We start from the raw sequence: 17,159 nt of genomic DNA on the forward strand, positions 1-17,159 counted from the left end.
ATCGCCGCGCTCACCGACACCACCATGCGTGCCGCCGAACGGCGGGCCGAGCGCCTGGGCGGACGGCTCGACCCGCCGATGGTCGTCTGCCTGGATGAGGCGGCCAACATCTGCCGGATCGCCGACCTGCCCGAGCTCTACAGTCACCTCGGCTCGCGCGGCATCGTGCCGGTGACGATCCTGCAGTCGTACGAACAGGGCATGACGGTGTGGGGTGAGGCAGGCTTGGCGGCGATGTGGGGCGCGGCGACCCGCAAGGTGATCGGCGCCGGCGTCGACTCCCCCCGCCTGGCCCGCGACCTCGCCACGCTCGTGGGCCAGCACGACGTCCCCGTCCGCTCGGTCTCCTACGCCGACGGGCGGGCGTCGGAGCAGATCTCGCTGCGCCGTCAGGACATCCTGGAGCCGGCCGCCATCCGCGCCTTGCCACCAGGGACCGCGCTGCTCCTGGCCACCGGCGGGCGCCCCGCCTTGATCTCCCTGCTCCCCTGGTATCGCAGTCGCGACGCCGACCGGATCCAGGCATCCCGCGCCAGGCTCGAACGACTCATCACGGAAGGGGCGGCGCGATGACTGAGCCGGTGTACGCCACGCTCGAAGAGTGGGTCACCGAGCGGTTCCGGCCCATCTACCGGCGCACGCTCGGCGGTGAGTACCGCTGGTGCGCCCAGTGGTGGAAGCACGCCGAGGCCATCTCCCGCCTGACCGCGCTGTGGCACGCATGGGAGGCGCTGCGCCTGGAAGCCGGCACCGGGATGGGCGTCTGGTACCGCGACCACCTCGATCACCAGTTGCCGATCCTGCTCGGTGCCCGCGGCCCCTTCTACCAGTGCAGCGAGGACGAGCACCTCGAACCGCACCTGGCCGTCATCGAACCGGCCCCACCCGGGTGGTGGGTCGTCCCCGACGACGACTAACTGCAGGAAGTGACATCGAACCAACCGAGTGAAGGAAGCCCACAATGATCACTCGTGCGTACGACAACCTGATCGGACAGCGACAAGCCGATGTCGAGACCGTGACGGCAGCGGCAGCGGACGCGCTGGCGGCCATCGCGGCAGCGATGGAAACCGGCGAGGAGCACGGGCCGCCCGAGCTGTACGCCTCCTACGCGTTCCTTCAGCAGGCGGCCGTCGAGGCCCTGACCGAACTTCGCGCCCATCCGAAGGCCGCTGTCCATGAGGCATTGGACGTCGACGCGCCTGACTTCGCCGAAGTGAGCAAGCTGGGCGGCCTGGTCTGCGAGGTCCTACTCGACGCCGCGATGCGCATCTCGGGCAGCCGACAACTCGACCTGCTGAAGGCGGCGGCCCACGCGGCCCGGATCAGGGACCTGCTGGCGTCATGACGGCGACCTTCGGCGACTTCATCGACGGCGCACGGGCCCACCTGGAGATAGCCGACCGGCACGCCCACGCCGACATCCACCCGGGCATCTCGGCGGGGATCTTCGACGCCGGCCGATCGCTGACGGCGATGCTCGCCCGCTGCGCCGACGACTTCGCAGGCGCTCGGGAAGTAGGCAACCCGCTCCGCCACGCCTCTCACCTGCTCGGGCGATGGGAGACAGACGGGTCATCCGCCCAACACCCGATACCGCTGCATCTGTCCGCCGCCGCGGTCGCGTGGGGAGCCGCCGGCGATGTGCTGGCCACCCACTTCTCCCCACGAAGAACCCACGCCCGCTCCGACTGGACCACCGTCATCACCGACCAGCGTGTCCGCAGCCACCTGCTCAGCGAGGTGGCCGGCCACGCGCTGGCCCTGTCATCGATTCTGGACCGTACGGCCCACGCTCACGCCGCCGACATCCGGGCAGCGCGCCACCTGCTGAGCTCGTCCCCCATGGTCGCGGCAGCGCGGCTGGACGGCTCCGCCGCCTTGCGAGTCGTACCTCTCAACCAGCCCGCTGCACCAGAGCCGATCCCGCAGGTGGCACAAACCGCTGACGAGCTGCGCGCGGGCATCACCACCGGTGCCGAAGCTCTGCGCGCCCTGCGCTACCACGACACCGACAAGGGACCAGCGGAATGGCACCGAACAGCACTGGCGGCCTCGATCATCACTCACATCAGCGCTCGCATGCTCACTCAGCTCACCCGCCGGGCCTATGAGCTGAACCCCGACCGCCAGCACGACCTCGGCCAGCTCCTGCAACGCGCCACCGACGGCCTGGACCAGTCACACGCCGAATGGAAGGGCGTACGCCGGGCCTGGCTGCGCCATCTTCGCCCCGGACCCGTCGCGAGGTCACTGCGCCAGCAACATCTGGAACAGGTGGCCGTCCGCCTCGGACGACTGCTCTACGCCAACCCAATGTGGACTCCCGCGCCGCACGATGCCGCCGAGATCAAGAGCCCTCAAGCACTTGCAACCAGCACTGGGGCGATGGTGCCGACCCTCAGATCGGTGCTGCACACGTTCGAAGCACTCATCGCCGTCACCGAACAAGATAGAGGCGACATGATCCGAGCTGGCAAGGCTGATCACCTACCGGACGGAGACACATCGGCGCTCCGGACGGCCTACGAGGAACTGTCCACACCCAAGGTCCGCACGTCATGGTCGATCAGCGAAGCCATCTTCCTCGCCGCTGACCCGGACCAGAGGCCGCAGCTATGGCCCGAGGTTCACGCACTCGAGCTACGCCGCAGCCCCACCGCCTTCACCCAGCAAGCCGCCCGCGAGCGGGACGGAACCAGCCGATGGCTGGAATGGCTGTCCACCCGCACCACCGTGTCAGACACCCGCCTCGCCTCGGCTGTCGAGCCAGGGACGACTCCACACACAGCACCGCCGGGGCAAAGATCGGCGTCCGCCCACCGCGGTCGCAATCGCCTTCCCTGACCCTCCACGCAGCAGTCGAATGACTGCATCATCACTGTGAGCTGCCCGCTGACGAAGTCACCGCCCAGGCGCCAGTCCCCCATCAGCACCTTCCATTTGGTGCCGTCCTTCACCAGGCAGCACGTCACGGCGCGGCGCATCGCCTCAATTGACTACTGCAAAAAATAGCAGAAGAGATCCACCCCGATCATTCCGCGGATCGATAGATCATCTTACGCACCGATGCCGCCTCATGGGATGCCACTTTTACTGGTGGCACATCGAGAATTGCCAGCGTTCCTCCTGCGAACTCTTCCGTCATAACGCCGGCATCAGTGCTTCTCTTTAGCATCCAGGGAGGCTTCACATAGGTAAACCACCCTGCCGTTGGAATATCTACAGTTTCGGCCTGCTCCGTCTGAATAGAGTAGCTTGACCATATGGCATAGTCAGGCTGCCAGATTTCAACCATTGTCTTCATCATGCGGGCAGCGACGTCTTTTTCATAGAGGCTGCACCCGCTCAAGTTGCTGTCCGGGTCTGGTAGATCGAGAACGAGATGGTTCGGCTCGCTGATCACGCTCGAGCCGGCCCCACAGGTGATTGCGAGGCCTACTGGAGCTTCGCCCCCATTCCAGAGTGCGAGAGAAAACCCTAGCTCCGCGATAATGGACCTATCGGCATCCCTTCGATTACTCCCCTCTTTCAATGCCCGACTCAGCTCTCCAGCCGCAATATCAATTGGCCCCTTCCTCGCAGTGGCCTTGCTTCGCCCGGTTCTGAACCAGGTCCGGAGGCTGGGATGAGCATTACTCAATCCTTCCAAGCAGTTTGCGAGTTTGTACGCACAGACCTCCGCGCTCTCAGGTCGAGGCCCCCAGTATGCTCCAGCAAAGAACATGATCGCTCTAACTTCTTTCACTTACGAGACGGGTTGGTGGACGAGGGTGATGCCCTTAATGCCGCGACTCGCGAAGAGGTTTTGCATAGCAAGCATGGCATCTTTCTCTGCCACATACCACACTACTGGTGTGCCATGAGCCGCCTGCAATTGGCGTTGCGCCTGCGCGACGAGGTCGTCGGCTCCATTATACCATGGCTGGAATCGACCGTTTTTGACAAATTTGGCATAACCGGGTCCCTTGGCATCCATGAGGACACCACCGCGGTAACCGTCAAATTTAACACCGTTCACCCAGTAGACCATGCCGTGAGGAACACCGGTGACTTCCATTTGGTACGCCGCTGCCCGCGCAGACATACTCTCGTTTGCCGACCCCCAACTTCCAGGACCGCCCGGTGTCGCCCAGCAGCCTGATGCATTGTGTACGAGGATATCGACAGTACCAGCGATAACGTAATATGTATGGAAACCCTCGATAGTGAGATTGTGCACTCGCTGCCTGAGCCGTTTGAAAAGCTTCACAGAGCTTACGACGTAGTCCCTGCTAGCGCTACTTCGTAAGCGCATACCCGGCGTCAGGTTGTATGCTGGCAACCAGTGCCCCTGATCACTTGCCCAAAAGGCATGCTCTGCAGTAGATATGATAGTTGCAGTTTCTGCAGAATTATCGGCGTCAGCTCTAAGTGTGACCTTAACTAGGCTCTTATCGCCCTCGTTAACGCTCAGAGCTATGACCGTCTTCGCTGCGGTGCTGCCCGTAATTGGATCAGTGGCTAAGACAGTGTCGCCGACTTCAACTTCCTCGATCGGTTTTTGGGATCCGTTCGCCATAAGTACCGAGGTGCCGGGCACGAAACTGCTGCAGCCGGTAAATTTGCGCACAGTTTTGAAATATTGCAAGGCTTTACTGGCAGGCAGCGAGGAGACGAGGCCGTTGAAGCAGTCCTGAATGTTTGGACTAGTAAGACAGCTGTCAATCGCATCAACACCGAAATACCAGAGGAGGAGCCCGCCAATCGCGTCTGTTCCCCAGACGGTTTCGCAATAGTTGACGTCCCCGCCCCGGGCGTTACTTCCACATATTACTTTTCCGTACCCGGCGGGAATATCGTCCGGATCGATGGTGTTACGAAGTTCATTGAGCTGCCTCTTGAGTTCCCCCTTTCTCCATTCCTTGCACTTTCGGGAGTTTGGGTTCTTACAGTAGAGGTCGTGCAACCTGCGGTTTTGCTCGCCTCTTCTACACTCCTTATACCCTTTATCCTGGGGATCGCAAGTGGTGCCCAGGCCCGTTGGATCGGACATGCCGATAGGATTATTACCTGCGTATTCGTATGGATTTGCCCATTGAGGCCGGCGCAGATCCAGAAGAGGGTCCGGGGAAACGAACCTACCGATCTCAGGGTCATAATATCGGGCAGAAAGGTAGTCCAGCCCGGTCGTGCCGTCTTCCACCTTGCCCAAGAATCCGTGGTCTGTGAACGGCAAGTCGTCACTACCGCGACGCTGACCGTAGGGGAGATAACGCTCGCGGGATACCCTTCCAGTCGCGTCGTCAATGGCAAGCTGGGTAGAGCCGTGCAGACCGGACATCAGCCAGGTGACCCCGCTGCCACCAACGCGCATTGCTACCGTGGCCCCATCGGGGGTGGTGTAGTAACGCTTCCCGGAGATTGTGTTGCTAGTAGCCTCGATCTCCATTGAGCCGAGGTAGAGAGTTGACTTTCCGTCTGGATCACGGCGTATCAGACGGTCTCCGTCTGCGTCGTATACCATCGTGGTGTCTTGCCCGTCGATGGTGGCTTTCTCTAGTTGGCCAAGTCCGTTCCAGTCAAATTTTTCGATCTTTCCTGCAACGGTGCGGGAAGTGAGTCGTCCTGCCGTGTCGTAGACGTAGGCGTCAGCGCTGCCGGAATGCGTGATAGCAGTGACTGCGTTTGGCCCTGAAACGGAATCGCCGGGCTCCGGATAGGAGTAGGTGGAAGTCTGTCCACCCGTGGCCACACTGGTGATATTTCCGACGCCGTCGTAGGTGTAGGACTGAGTGTAAGGGTCTATGCCTAAGCCATCTGCATTGGTTGGTCCTGCAACGCAGTCTGTAGCGGTTGTGGTCCAAGCTTGTGCTAGACGACGTAGTCCGTCGTAGGTGAAGCATTCTGACTGACCTGAGCCAGCGCCCACTGTGGAGGCGGCATCTAGGACGCGAGTAATTGCGCCTGCGGTATTGTAGAAATATTGATCGTCCTGTGCAACATGAGGGCTAGAGGTTCCTACTTGGGTTGTGGTAGTAACTCGGTTTACCCATCCGTTTGTATCGTCCCACGTCAGTACGCGCTTAATCTTCCCGCCCGCGCCATAGGCACGCTCAGCAAGTTTGCTGGTGGGCTTGTAGGAAGTGGAGTCAACGTAGGTGAAGCCACCTCCAAGGTTGGAGGTGAGTGCTTGCGGCAGGCCTAGCTCGGAGTAGGTTGCGACTACTTTTTCCTGGGGCAGTCCACCCGCAGCGGGCATTTCGTATGCCGCAATCGCCCCTGTGGCTGTGTAATTATTTGAGAAGACGTAAGTCCCCGCTAGCAATCCTTCCGAGGAAGGAATCGTCACCTTAGAGCCGATCGGACGGTTCATCCGGTCGTAGCCCGTCACAGCATCGACGTACGCATTGCCATCAACGTATCGGGTCCCGGCGGTCAGCTTGCCCTTGCCGTTATCGAGGGTGTCATACACCCATTCGGCTAGCTTGGTGCCGGTCTCGGTCTCCCCGGACCAGATAGCAGTCTTGCGTCCCAGGTCGTCGTAAGAATAGGAGATTTTCTCGCCCTTGCCATTGGTCGCCCACAATAGACGGCCAGCGTCATCGTAGGCCTGGTTGGAGTTACCAGCGTCTGGGTCGTGGGCGGCGGTGCGGCGGCCGAGAAGGTCGTAGGTGAAGGTGCGGACATTGCCGTTGGCGTCGGTCTGCTTGGTCAGCCTCCCGTTGCGGTCGTATTCATACGTCGTGTCGTAGTGCGTGGCGGGGCTGACGGTGATGGTTTGCCAGGAGGCCCAGTCGGAGGGAACGCCGCCCCGGGTCGCGCGGGCACGCCAACGGATCTTCCACCCACCGGCGAGTTTCCCGGCGGGGACAGTGACGGCGGCGTCGCTGCCGGAGGAGACGCCGGTGATCGATGTGGTCCAGATGCTCCCCGTGCCGTGCGCGGTATCGGCCGGGTCGTGCTCGACCTGGAAGTCGGCGCCGAGTTGACCGCCCTGGGGCACGCTGACTTTGGCGATCAAAGCGGGGGTGAGTGTGCTGGTGGTGCCGCCCGAGGACGGCTGGGTGCGCAGGCCCTCGACCACCGGGAGCTGGGAGGCGTCGACGACGGTCAGCGGCTGCCACGCCGACCAAGCGGTCGTCCCCCCAGGAGTGACGGCCCGGGCCCGCCAGCGCACCAGCCACCCGTCGCCGAACTTCCCGTCGGGCACGGTGACGGACGCCTGGGTCCCCGACGTCACGTCGTCAACGGCGGTCGTCCAGATGCTCCCCGTGCCGTGCACAGTGTCGGCCGGGTCATGCTCGACCTCGAACTCCGCACGTACCTTGCCGCCCGCCGGGTCGGTCATCTGCGCGAGCAGTTGCGGGGTCAGGGTGGAGGTCACGGTGGTACTGCCGACGGCCTGAGAGGGGGTGACCTGGAGTGCGCCCAGCACCGGGTCGGGCAGGTCCACGCGGAAGGTCTGCCAGTCCGACCAGGCCGAGGCCGCGCTACCGGCCAGGGCGCGGGCCCGCCAGCGCACCGTCCAGCCTTCGGTCAGCGCCCCGTCAGGTACGGCGACCGAGGCCTGCGTTTCGGCCGGAACGTCATCGAGCGCGCCGGTCCAGATGCTCCCAGTGCCGTGCGCGGTGTCGGCCGGGTCATGCTCGACCTCGAACTCCGCCCGCAGCGTCCCGCCGGCCGGATTGGTCACCTGGGCCAGCAGGTGCGGAGTCAGCGACGGAGTGACCGTGCTCCCGCCCACGACCTGGGAGGGCGTGATCTGGAGAGCGGTCACGGCCGGGTCGGCTGGGACGTTTCCGGCGTCGATCGTGGCGAGCTGCCAGTCCGTCCAAGCCGATGAGACCTGAGTGGCGGTGTTGACGGAGCGGACGCGCCAGCGCACCCCCCAGCCGTTGACCAGCTTCCCGCCGGGCACGGTGACGGCCGCTTGGGTGCCGGAGGCCACGTTGTCGGCCGCCGCCGTCCAGATCTGGCCGGTGCCGTGCGCGGTGTCGGCCGGGTCGTGCTCGACTTCGAACTCCGCGCGCAGCGGTGCGCCGTAGGAGTCGGTCACCGTGGCCAGAAGCTGTGGCGTCAGCGAGGAGACCACGGTCGTGCCGCCGGTCACCTGGGAGGGGGTTATCTGGAGCTGGGCGACCGCTGCGGCCGGGATGGTGACGGTCAATCCCTGCCAGGCCGTCCACGCTGAGGCGTTGGACCCGGCGGCGACGGCGCGGGCGCGCCAGCGGACCTTCCACCCGTCGGCGAGCTTGCCGGCGGGCACGGTGACAGTGGCCTGGTTTCCCGAGGCGATGTTGTTGACCCCGGCGGTCCAGATGGTCCCGGTGCCGTGCGTGGTGTCGGCCGGGTCGTGCTCCACTTCGAACTCCACCCGGGAGGCCCCACCGGCAGGGGTGGTCGCCCGGGCCGCGAGCGCTGGGGTGAGGGTGGAGGTGACCTGCGCCCCGCCGAGCGTCTGGGACGGGGTGACCTGGAGTTGGTCGACCACCGGGTCGGGCACGGTGACCGTCGCGGTCTGCCAGGCCGACCAGGCCGAGGAGGTCGAGGAGCCGGTGTTGGTGGCGCGGGCCCGCCAGCGGATGTGCCAGCCATCGGTGAGTTTCCCCGAGGGGATGCCCAGAGGGGCGTCCTGGCCGGAGGAGACCCCTGCCGAGGTGCCGGTCCAGATGCTGCCGGTCCCCTCCGCCGGGTAGGCGGGATCGTGCTCCACCTCGTAGTCGGCCTTGAGCGTACCGCCCACCGGGTCCGTCACGGTGGCATGCATGGTCGGGGTCAGCGTGGAGGTGACCATAGTGCCGTTGGACTGCGTCGCCGGAGTCAGGGTCGGATTCGACAACGTGGGCGGCGGCGGAGGGGTGTAGGTAACCGACAGCTGCGGCTCCGCCGCCGCCTCTGCCCAGTATGAGGAAAACGTACGCTTGTAGCTGTCGGTGAACGGCGTAGTATTTTCTTTCGTCCCGATCAAGCGGAAACCGTAGTTCGGCGTTCCGCTCGCCCATGCTTGGACGATCGAAGTAACCGTCCAGGTCATGGACCCGGTGACATTGGTCGTGTTATTAGGACATCGAGTGTCGGTCTGTGTCGCCTGCCCGGTGGTCGTGGCCGACGGCTGGGTGCTCCACCTGGTCGAATAGTCCCAGTTGCTCGTGATCCGCTGCATCGCCAGTGCCCCGGGAATGCACTTATAAGCGGTCTCCATCTGCAGAGTCAGTGTCGCCCCCTGCACGGAAGCCCCGGCAAGAGCGCCGGTATCGAACTGCAGGAAGGAGCGCTGCACTGACCGGGATCGATCGAGGAGGTCGAGATTGCCCACACCGAGCTCTTCGGTCGAGATGTATGCGGCACCCGACGCGAGGGACGTTGTATAAGTCGTGGTCAGCGTCAGTGTGGGATCGACAGTGACGGGATAGACGGTGTTCGGATCGGTGAGAAACTCTGCATCCGGCCTGAGCACCAGGACCTGACCGTCGTTCTCCGTGCGGGTGTCGATCTTTCCGACTGCTCCACCGGAGGAATACATGACGGGATCGGGCGCGGGAGCGATCGCCTTACCTTTCGCGTCACTCAACCGAAAGCCGCCCTGGCGCGTCTTCGACAGCTTCAGCTCGCCGTCCATCGACACGCGGTACTCAACGGGACGGTCAGGCCGTTTGCGCAGCACCACATCATGCCGGAGCCCTGTAGGCAGCGCCGTGACCACGAGATCCGCTCCACTGCCGGCCGCGTCGACGAACGTCGCCACATTCTTGGCGACACTCGGACGTGGCAGTGCCGTCGGCCAGGTCAACTCGATGGACTTACCCGTTTCATCGGTCAACTTGGCGAACGGCCCGGTCCCTCCGGTGGAAATCTCCACTTGCGGTCCCGCGTTGGGCGCTAGAACGCCGTCCTTCTCCGTGAGGGTGGTATCGATCGGCGTCCAGGCGTTCCCCCGCTTGACGCGCACCGGCGCGGAGCTGATCGTCGTTGTGTACGAGCCATTCGCGTTGGCGACCGTGGAGCTGTCGGCGGTGGTCAGGGACGCCACCTCGACCGGCTTGCCGGAGGCGGCGGCCTCGCGCGACGCTTGGGCTCCCTCGACAGGCGCCCTCCTGACCAAGGCGTCAGCGGGCGCGGGCGATCCCGTTGCGACGGGCTTGGAAACTGGCTGTTCAGCCGTGGTCGCAGTCGCGGGAGTGGCAGCCGGGCCTGCCACGGTGGCGCCCTGCTGGCCGGTACCGCCACCGGTGAGCCATTCCTCGATCTTGGTGACCTGGTCGGCGGCGTCGGTGTAGTAGACGGTCTTACCGCCTACCGGCGGGGTGACCTCGTATTTGTCGGCCCCTAGATAGTTCGTCGTCGTACGCCGCTGCTCATCCTTCTTAGACATGTCGACTTGGGCGGTGGTCCGGCCGAGTGCGTCATACTCTGGTTTCGACCACTGGAGCAACGAGTCCAATACCGGGTTCAGCAGGCCCGAACCAGCTCCCGACGAGTTGTACACCGGTGCGGTGGTCGCGGACTGCAGGCCTCGCCCGTCGTAGGTCGTCACCTGAACGATCCGCCCGCCCGCAGGAGAGGCGGCCTGGCTTTCCCGCGGACGGCCCAGCCCATCCTCATAGGAATAGGTGGTAACCCACTTCGCTGAGGCGCCCGAGCCTGACTGAAGTCGAGACATGGCTGTCGAGGCGGGACCGGTGACCGCGCCATCGGCGTTCATGGGAATCGTGTAGGCGACCTTGGCGGCGGGGACGCGATCGGGATGGGCCGTGTCGGGTTTAGGAGCGTCAGGCGTCCACAACTGCAGGGTGCGACCGAGAGCGTCATAGTCGATGTTGACGTCGTTGCCGTTGGCGTCTCGCATCCCGACCGGCTGGCCGGTGTACGGCGACGACCAGGTGGTCACCGTGTGGCTCAGCGGGTTGATGACCGTCACCCCGCCGGACGGCCATCCGACCGCCGGAGTGTAGGTGATAAAGGTCGTCTTGTTCATCGGGTCGGTCGAGGTGAGAGGTCGGCCGTAGCTGTCGTAGGTCGATTTGTTCGTCGAGTAGTCGGAAGCGGTGGAGTAGGAGCGGACCTCGGTGACGTCCCCGCGCGTCGGCGTATTAGATCCAGGGCTGGTCGCCCCGTCGTACAGGGAGATCGTCCGGCTCAGGAGTGTGCCGGCCGAGCAGTCGTCCCCGGCGTGTTCCTCCTCCGACGTCGTGTAGTTGATCAACCACTTCGCTGTGTTGCGGGCGTAGGTGGTGGCGGTGCAAGTGTTGTCGGAGGCGTCGCCCCGCTCGCCGTAGTCGTTGACCTTGGTCGGCAGGCCGTCGGCGTTGTAGGTCGTCTTGGCCTCGGTGTAGCGCCAGCCGGAGGTTGTCTTCTCCCGGGCGACCTGGCGGGTCTGGTTGACCAGGTGCGGGTCGTAGATGCCCACCCCGGTGCCGGTCACCACGTTCTCGTACTCGTAGCGGGTCGATGCCTCTTCCCCGAAGGCGTTCGGTACCGATGTGGTCATCGGACAGGGCCCCAAGTCGGTCCAGTAACTGGGATTGAGACCGCTGGAGTACGAGACGTTGGGGACGATCGCCTCCCAGTGATGATTCTGGTAGGTGACGCGGTCACCGTAGTCGTAGGTCACCCCGGTCCGCCAGGCGGAATACGTACACGCATACACCGGGGTCGACATGCCGGTGATACGCATGGTTTGTTCCTGCAGCGTTCTACCGGAAAACGCACGAAGGTCGTCATGCGGTGTGCCGTCGAAGTCAGTCACCGTAGTGTGCTTGGGGCTCCCGTCGGCCAGCGTGTCCTCATACAACCCGCGGTAGAAGGAGGTGGCCGTCACGCTTGCCTGGGACTGGTCCCCGCCGATCGTCCCCTTGATGACGCGGACGGTCTGGTAGCCGCGGAACTCCGTCCAGTTGCCCGGCCACTCATCACACGTCTGCAGCCATGGGTAGTTCTCCTCCAGCAGGTAGGCGTCGCCCACGCATTGCCGGGGGATGGGGATCAGCGGGACCGGCTTGGCCCATGCCGGGCTTCCCACGTACTGGTACTGGGTGACCTGGTCGGGGGACCCGGCCACCAGGTCCCGCTCGGTGGTCTTCATGACCAGCCACTTGTTGTAGATGGCGCCGTTGCGGTAGATCGACGACTCACCGAAGGTGTAGTTGTACAGCTCCCAGCCGTAGCAGTCCTGGGCGCTGACGTCCCACCCCGTCATCCCCTCGTCGTCACACGGGTTGGCCTGCCCGTAAGTGATCTCAGTGGCACCCCCGAGCCCGGTGGTGAGCGCCGAGATCCGCGGCATCCGGAAACGCGGGTGGTCGTCGCTGAACTCCACGTAGTCGGCCCGGTTGTCCAGCATGGTCGCGCTGAAGTCGACCGGCGGGGCCTTGATGTCCGGCCCGCTTCCTGCCATGCCGACCGGCTGAATGCGATCCAGCCACAACACCGGCTTGCCAAGGCAGCCGAAGGGAGAGCCCTGCGGGCAGTCGGTGTCGATCCACTTGTAGGTCAGGTTGAGCCGGGTCACGTCCTCCCACTGGGAGGACGAGGTGTTCCACGATTGTGAGGTGATCGAGTCCAGCCGCTTGCTGGTGAAGAACGTCGGAGTGCCGTTGTGCCCGCAATTGGCGCTGTCGGCGCACCACAGGTCCGTCGGCGTGTCGTCTTCCCAATCGGTGACCCCCGCGGGGGGCGTCCCGCGATCCACGGCGTTGAAAGCGATCTTGCCGGTGGGTGTCGACCCCGCGACGTTGACGTTGTGGCCGTAGGTGACCTCCGACAGGTATCCGCCGCGGTCGTACGCCAGGGTGTAGTCCGGCAGCCAGGTGCACGTCGTTCCACCCGCCCGGCAGTAGGTGTTGGTCTCACGGCCATAGGTGTAGTCGATCACGTTGCCTTTGGGATCGATCTCCCTGTCCAGCTGCCACCGCCACGGCGCGGAGCAGAACGCCGGAGTCTTCGGGTAGGAGGTCCCAGATGCCACGAACGCGGCATGACAGGGCTCGTTCGCGTTGTCTCCGAGGACGGGCACCTGCCAGGAGGAGTCCCGGTGGTACCCGAAGCGGTAGATCGTGCCGTCCTGTGTGGTCACCTGCCAGTACGGCTGGCCGCTTTCACCCCCCGAGGTGAGGTACGCGATCTTCCAGCCGAAGTCCTCCACTGTCTTGTACGTCCCCGACGACGCTTCCCTAACGATCTGCGAGGAGCGGCCGCCGACCGACAGCGTCAGCACAGAACTTGCCGGGTCCTCGTCCGGCGAGTGCCAGCACAGGTGCCCCTCCAACCGGTTCCCCGGCAGGCCGCACGACTCGAACTGCCGCTCGATGAATCCCGCGTTCAGATCCCAGCCCAGGCCCGCCAATGGGGCCTGGTTGTTGGTGTAGGAGGTCAGCGAGTCCACCGACGACGAGGAATACCGCAAGGCCAGTGCCGGTGCCGATCCCCCCGGCGGAGGCACCGCCGAGATCGGGTAGCTGTAGGAGAAATCACCACCGGAAAGCCCGACCTGCCAGGTCCCGGACGGCTTGAGGTCAGTGGCCGCGAATGATCCGCCCGCGTCCGAGCCTGTCGACGCAGCCGAGCTGGCCAGCACATACACCGACGCGTCTGCCGATACCGCACCACCCGCAGACGCCGCCGCGGCGTCCATAACCGCGGTCAGCTTCCCACGCGCCACATCATTGATCACCGGCAGCGTTCGCGTCTTCGCCCTTGCCTGCTCCGCGCACGCCTGCGACGGCGTGGCATCCAGAAGACACGCCGGCACCTTCAGCACGGTGAGCCGTGAGGCGAATCCCCCCGAGTAGGCGTTGCCGAACGACGAATAGTCCACGGTGACCTTCGCGGGCGCCGCTGCGGGACTCCCATCGCCACGGGTCAGCCGTACCGCGACCCCCACGCCCCCCAACCGCCGGGCGACCGCGTTGTCGAATGTCTCCACCTGTATCTGGGACGGAGAGCTTTGCAGCGCCGCGGACGCCGACGGAGAAGGCGAGCTGGCTTTGCCATCAGGCTTCGTGGTCGTCTTCAGGGTGGCGGGCGCCGCCACCGGAGCCACAGACACCGGCAAGCCGGTAACCGTAACCGCAGCCGTCCCCTTGGAAAGATCAACCCGTCCGGTACCCGGCTGCGGCCACGTCGGTGCGGCACGCTTGATCGGCTTTTGCAAATCCTCGGCACCCTTCGGTACCGGCTTCGGCCCTACCGGATGCCCGTCGACGCTCCGCTCGGAGGTGGATGACGACGCCTCCGCGGCAGCTTTCTGCACAAGCCCGTCCGGCACGCCTACCCCAGCGACAAAGATGCTGAGGCAGACCACAGCTCCCGTCAGCGGCGGGAGAACCTTACGCCGTGACGGAATGTAACGTTCCACCCACACTCGCGAAGCAGGCACACCGGTCCCCTTAGCCACCCTGTGACGCGCCTCAACGCGCCACATAAGCCCCGCATAAAACCAAACAGACTGGATCATGCGATGCGGACAAGAGAGGGTCAATGCCTATTTTGCGGTTGCGGTATTACGTAGGGTCACTACGACCTCCGACGCAACTCCGCAAATAACGCGTTTACGCTGGTCAGCCAGACGACATCAGCGAGCACCCACCTAGTGTGATGTCAATCACGATTGAGCCTCAGAGTCGTAGATCACAGGAGGGCAATCAACATGCCTTCCGCGTATAGGCGCCTCAGGCATTCACGTGATCTCAATGGAAACGATTCGGACATCTGGGATTACATCTCACGTCGGAATAACAGCAGCAGACATGAATTGGGATGGATTGCAAGGTTTTCGAAATAGACATCGAGCCTAATAGATCTGTACCGCAGCCCGACGTCCTGGAGGCCACCCCGAAGGACTGAACAGTCACTGCCGCTCCGCGCCGCCGTGTCGCACCGACACCGGCAAGGAAGTTTGACGTGCGCGAAGAGCCGGGCGAGGGTTGATCTCATGGCGGCCGACTTCACCCCGCAGGTGCTCACCGACGTCGTAACGGCCACATGCCGTACGGTCGAGCTGGATCCGGCAGGCGCCGAGCTGCTCCGGCTTGGCGAGAACGCGATCTACCGGCTCGCCTCCGAAGGCGTCATCGCGCGGATAGCGCGGGGCCACGATCGGCTTCCGGTCATGGAGAAAGAGCTGTGTGTAGCAGCCTGGCTGCAGGCATCGGGCGTCCCCGCCATCGAACCCCATGACGACATCTCGCAGCCAGTCGTAGTCAGCGGCTACCCCGTCACCTTCTGGAAAGAACTGACACCGACCGAGCCATCTCCGACCGCCGCCGACCTCGCCGATTTGCTCCGCCGCTTCCATGCCGCTGGCGATGCCCCCTGCGAGCTCCAGGAGTTCGATCCGCTCTACCAGGTGGAGCCTCGGCTGGACGCGGCGGAAGCCGTACGCGACGAGGACCGGGAGTTCCTCCGAACACGGTGTCGGGAGCTCGTCAAGCGGTATGCCGAGCTGGAATTCGTCCTCCCATACGGACCAATCCATGGGGATGCTCACATCGGGAACCTGCTCCGAACCGAGGAACACGTTGTGCTGCTGGATTTCGAGGTCGTGGCGCTGGGGCCACGGGAGTGGGACCTGATCCCCACTTCGGTTTCAGGGCAGCGCTTGGGACTTCCGAAGGAGCGATATCGGGCGTTCTGCGATGCCTACGGGTTCGACGTACGGACCTGGCCGGGCTACACGGTTCTTCGAGACGTTCGTGAACTGACGATGACGACCTGGCTCATGCAGAACGTCGGCGAGGATCCGCGCATCGCCGAGGAGTTCGAGCTACGAGTGAGGTCCCTGCGCGAGGGAGACCGCGACGTTGTCTGGCATGCGTTCTGACCAGCACGCCAACAGCAAACGACTCTTCGATCCGCCCGCGCAGCGCGAGTGCGTTCGGCTCACCAACATCTACGCGACCCCATGGCATCGCGGCGGTGACGTCGACGACGCCTTGCCTGGAGAGCACCTGCGTCTCGGCCGGCTGGACGGCTACTACGCAGGCTCGGCCGCACAGCTTCCCAAGGTGATCCACCGAAGTGTCCTCGATCACGAGCAGATCAGCTTCAGCCGCTGGGACCATTCCGACCTCCTCACCGGCGCTCGGCTGTGGCTTCTCGCGGTCCCCTCGGAACAAGTGGTGGCCGTACTCAGCCTCGACGTGAGCTGCGAGATGGTCCGCACCGTCGACCTGCTCGAAGACTGCTACTACCTCGACGTCAAGGTCGGCGGGCAGTCCGTGGAAGCGCTGGCCGCCGAGGTGCTCGGCACGGCCGGCGAGTTCCTCCCGGAACGTCATCAAATCGCCTTCGGGCCGACGCTTGCCGCGGCCACGTGCGACGACATCGTCCAACGCGTCATCTATCGCAGCGACCTTCCCTACCGGAAGGAGTACAGCGCGATCACCTACCCCTCCGAGCTGAACCGCCGTCCCGACACCGTGGCCGCGGTCGGGCCCTACGTCAGCGTCCTGGGCGGCCAGCAGGACTACGTGGAGAACACCGTCTTCCTGTCCGCAGTGCAAGGCGTGGCGAGCGCGGCACGGCTGCGCGAGATCCGATCGGCGGCCTACTCCGCAGTGGCCGCATTCCGGACCGGTGATCGCGCGCACCAGGCCACCCAGGCCCGTCGCAAGACGTTGGAGCGCCTGAGCGATCAGCTTGGAGACATGGAGCTCGATCTCAGCTACAGCGTCGAAGCGACGGCCGACCTCGGCCTCCTCGTGCCCTCGCTGCGAGTGGTCGGCTACCACGACGCGCTGTATGCCGCGATGGGGCTGGCGGACAAGGCCGAAACCGTTGCCCGGATGCTGCGGCGACTCGAGCGCGCCATCGGCGCCGAAATCACGGCGATCGAAAGCCTGGAGCGTCGGGCCGACGAAGACCGGCGGCTGCGCTGGACCGTGGCCGTCGGATTCGTGTCCACCGTCGCCGTTCCCGTCGGCCTGGTCCTCGCCTTCTTGGGCATCAACGCCCGCGAGGTTGACGACAACTGGTCCATGTTCGACACCCACTACATGGTCGTGTACCTGTTCGCGGCCACGCTCGTACTCATCGGGGCCCTGCTGTCGATGACGCTGTACATGCAGCAGCGGCGTGCCATGCGCAGGAACGGCGGCCCATACGAAAGCGTGGAGTGAGAAGTCTGCATCCTCTGGCCGTGTTGGAGCTCCCCGCGACATCCGGGCCGGCATCACGTCGGC

The 17,159-nt window shown here is 64.4% G+C and carries 8 protein-coding genes; 6 read left to right on the forward strand and 2 right to left on the reverse strand.

Annotated features, from left to right (window positions below):
• The 4 genes from AB0B72_RS34120 to AB0B72_RS34135 all read left to right on the forward strand — a co-directional run.
• Positions 1-573: type IV secretory system conjugative DNA transfer family protein (locus AB0B72_RS34120; RefSeq protein ID WP_367743506.1), on the forward strand; the 573-nt coding region annotated here is incomplete at its 5' end.
• On the forward strand, positions 570-917 hold the full coding sequence (locus tag AB0B72_RS34125) for a DUF4913 domain-containing protein (RefSeq protein ID WP_367743507.1): 348 nt from the start codon (positions 570-572) through the stop codon (positions 915-917). The genes AB0B72_RS34120 and AB0B72_RS34125, both read left to right, overlap by 4 nt.
• Before the next feature lie 44 nt (positions 918-961).
• Positions 962-1,348, forward strand: coding sequence for a hypothetical protein (locus AB0B72_RS34130; RefSeq protein ID WP_367743509.1), 387 nt, complete (start codon positions 962-964; stop codon positions 1,346-1,348).
• Complete coding sequence (locus AB0B72_RS34135) at positions 1,345-2,847, forward strand: hypothetical protein (RefSeq protein ID WP_367743510.1); 1,503 nt, start codon at positions 1,345-1,347, stop codon at positions 2,845-2,847. The genes AB0B72_RS34130 and AB0B72_RS34135 overlap by 4 nt, the downstream gene beginning before the upstream one ends.
• Before the next feature lie 187 nt (positions 2,848-3,034).
• Here AB0B72_RS34135 and AB0B72_RS34140 read toward each other — a convergent pair whose 3' ends face one another.
• A complete protein-coding gene (locus AB0B72_RS34140) occupies positions 3,035-3,727 on the reverse strand; it encodes an Imm52 family immunity protein (RefSeq protein WP_367743512.1) in 693 nt (230 codons plus the stop codon).
• Between the two features lie 21 nt (positions 3,728-3,748).
• Complete coding sequence (locus AB0B72_RS34145) at positions 3,749-14,335, reverse strand: RHS repeat-associated core domain-containing protein (protein WP_367743513.1); 10,587 nt, start codon at positions 14,333-14,335, stop codon at positions 3,749-3,751.
• A 576-nt stretch (positions 14,336-14,911) separates the two neighbouring features.
• Here AB0B72_RS34145 and AB0B72_RS34150 point away from each other — a divergent pair.
• Together AB0B72_RS34150 and AB0B72_RS34155 are read left to right on the forward strand one after the other, a co-directional pair.
• Complete coding sequence (locus AB0B72_RS34150; RefSeq protein ID WP_367743514.1) at positions 14,912-15,799, forward strand: phosphotransferase enzyme family protein; 888 nt, start codon at positions 14,912-14,914, stop codon at positions 15,797-15,799.
• Positions 15,789-17,096 (forward strand): hypothetical protein, encoded by a 1,308-nt coding sequence (locus tag AB0B72_RS34155; RefSeq protein WP_367743515.1) that lies wholly within the window; start codon positions 15,789-15,791, stop codon positions 17,094-17,096. Before AB0B72_RS34150 ends, AB0B72_RS34155 begins: the two co-directional genes overlap by 11 nt.
• Positions 17,097-17,159 lie beyond the last annotated feature (63 nt).

This window comes from Microbispora sp. NPDC049125 (assembly GCF_040802045.1).
In the GTDB taxonomy this organism is placed as follows: Bacteria; Actinomycetota; Actinomycetes; order Streptosporangiales; family Streptosporangiaceae; genus Microbispora.

What these genes read in the sequence shown, in the direction of transcription:
- AB0B72_RS34130 (WP_367743509.1), top strand. Translation starts at nt 962, where the DNA reads ATGATCACTCGTGCGTACGACAACCTGATCGGACAGCGACAAGCCGAT.
- AB0B72_RS34125 (WP_367743507.1), top strand. Translation starts at nt 570, where the DNA reads ATGACTGAGCCGGTGTACGCCACGCTCGAAGAGTGGGTCACCGAGCGG.
- AB0B72_RS34140 (WP_367743512.1), bottom strand. Translation starts at nt 3,727, where the DNA reads ATGTTCTTTGCTGGAGCATACTGGGGGCCTCGACCTGAGAGCGCGGAG.
- AB0B72_RS34135 (WP_367743510.1), top strand. Translation starts at nt 1,345, where the DNA reads ATGACGGCGACCTTCGGCGACTTCATCGACGGCGCACGGGCCCACCTG.
- AB0B72_RS34150 (WP_367743514.1), top strand. Translation starts at nt 14,912, where the DNA reads ATGGCGGCCGACTTCACCCCGCAGGTGCTCACCGACGTCGTAACGGCC.
- AB0B72_RS34155 (WP_367743515.1), top strand. Translation starts at nt 15,789, where the DNA reads ATGCGTTCTGACCAGCACGCCAACAGCAAACGACTCTTCGATCCGCCC.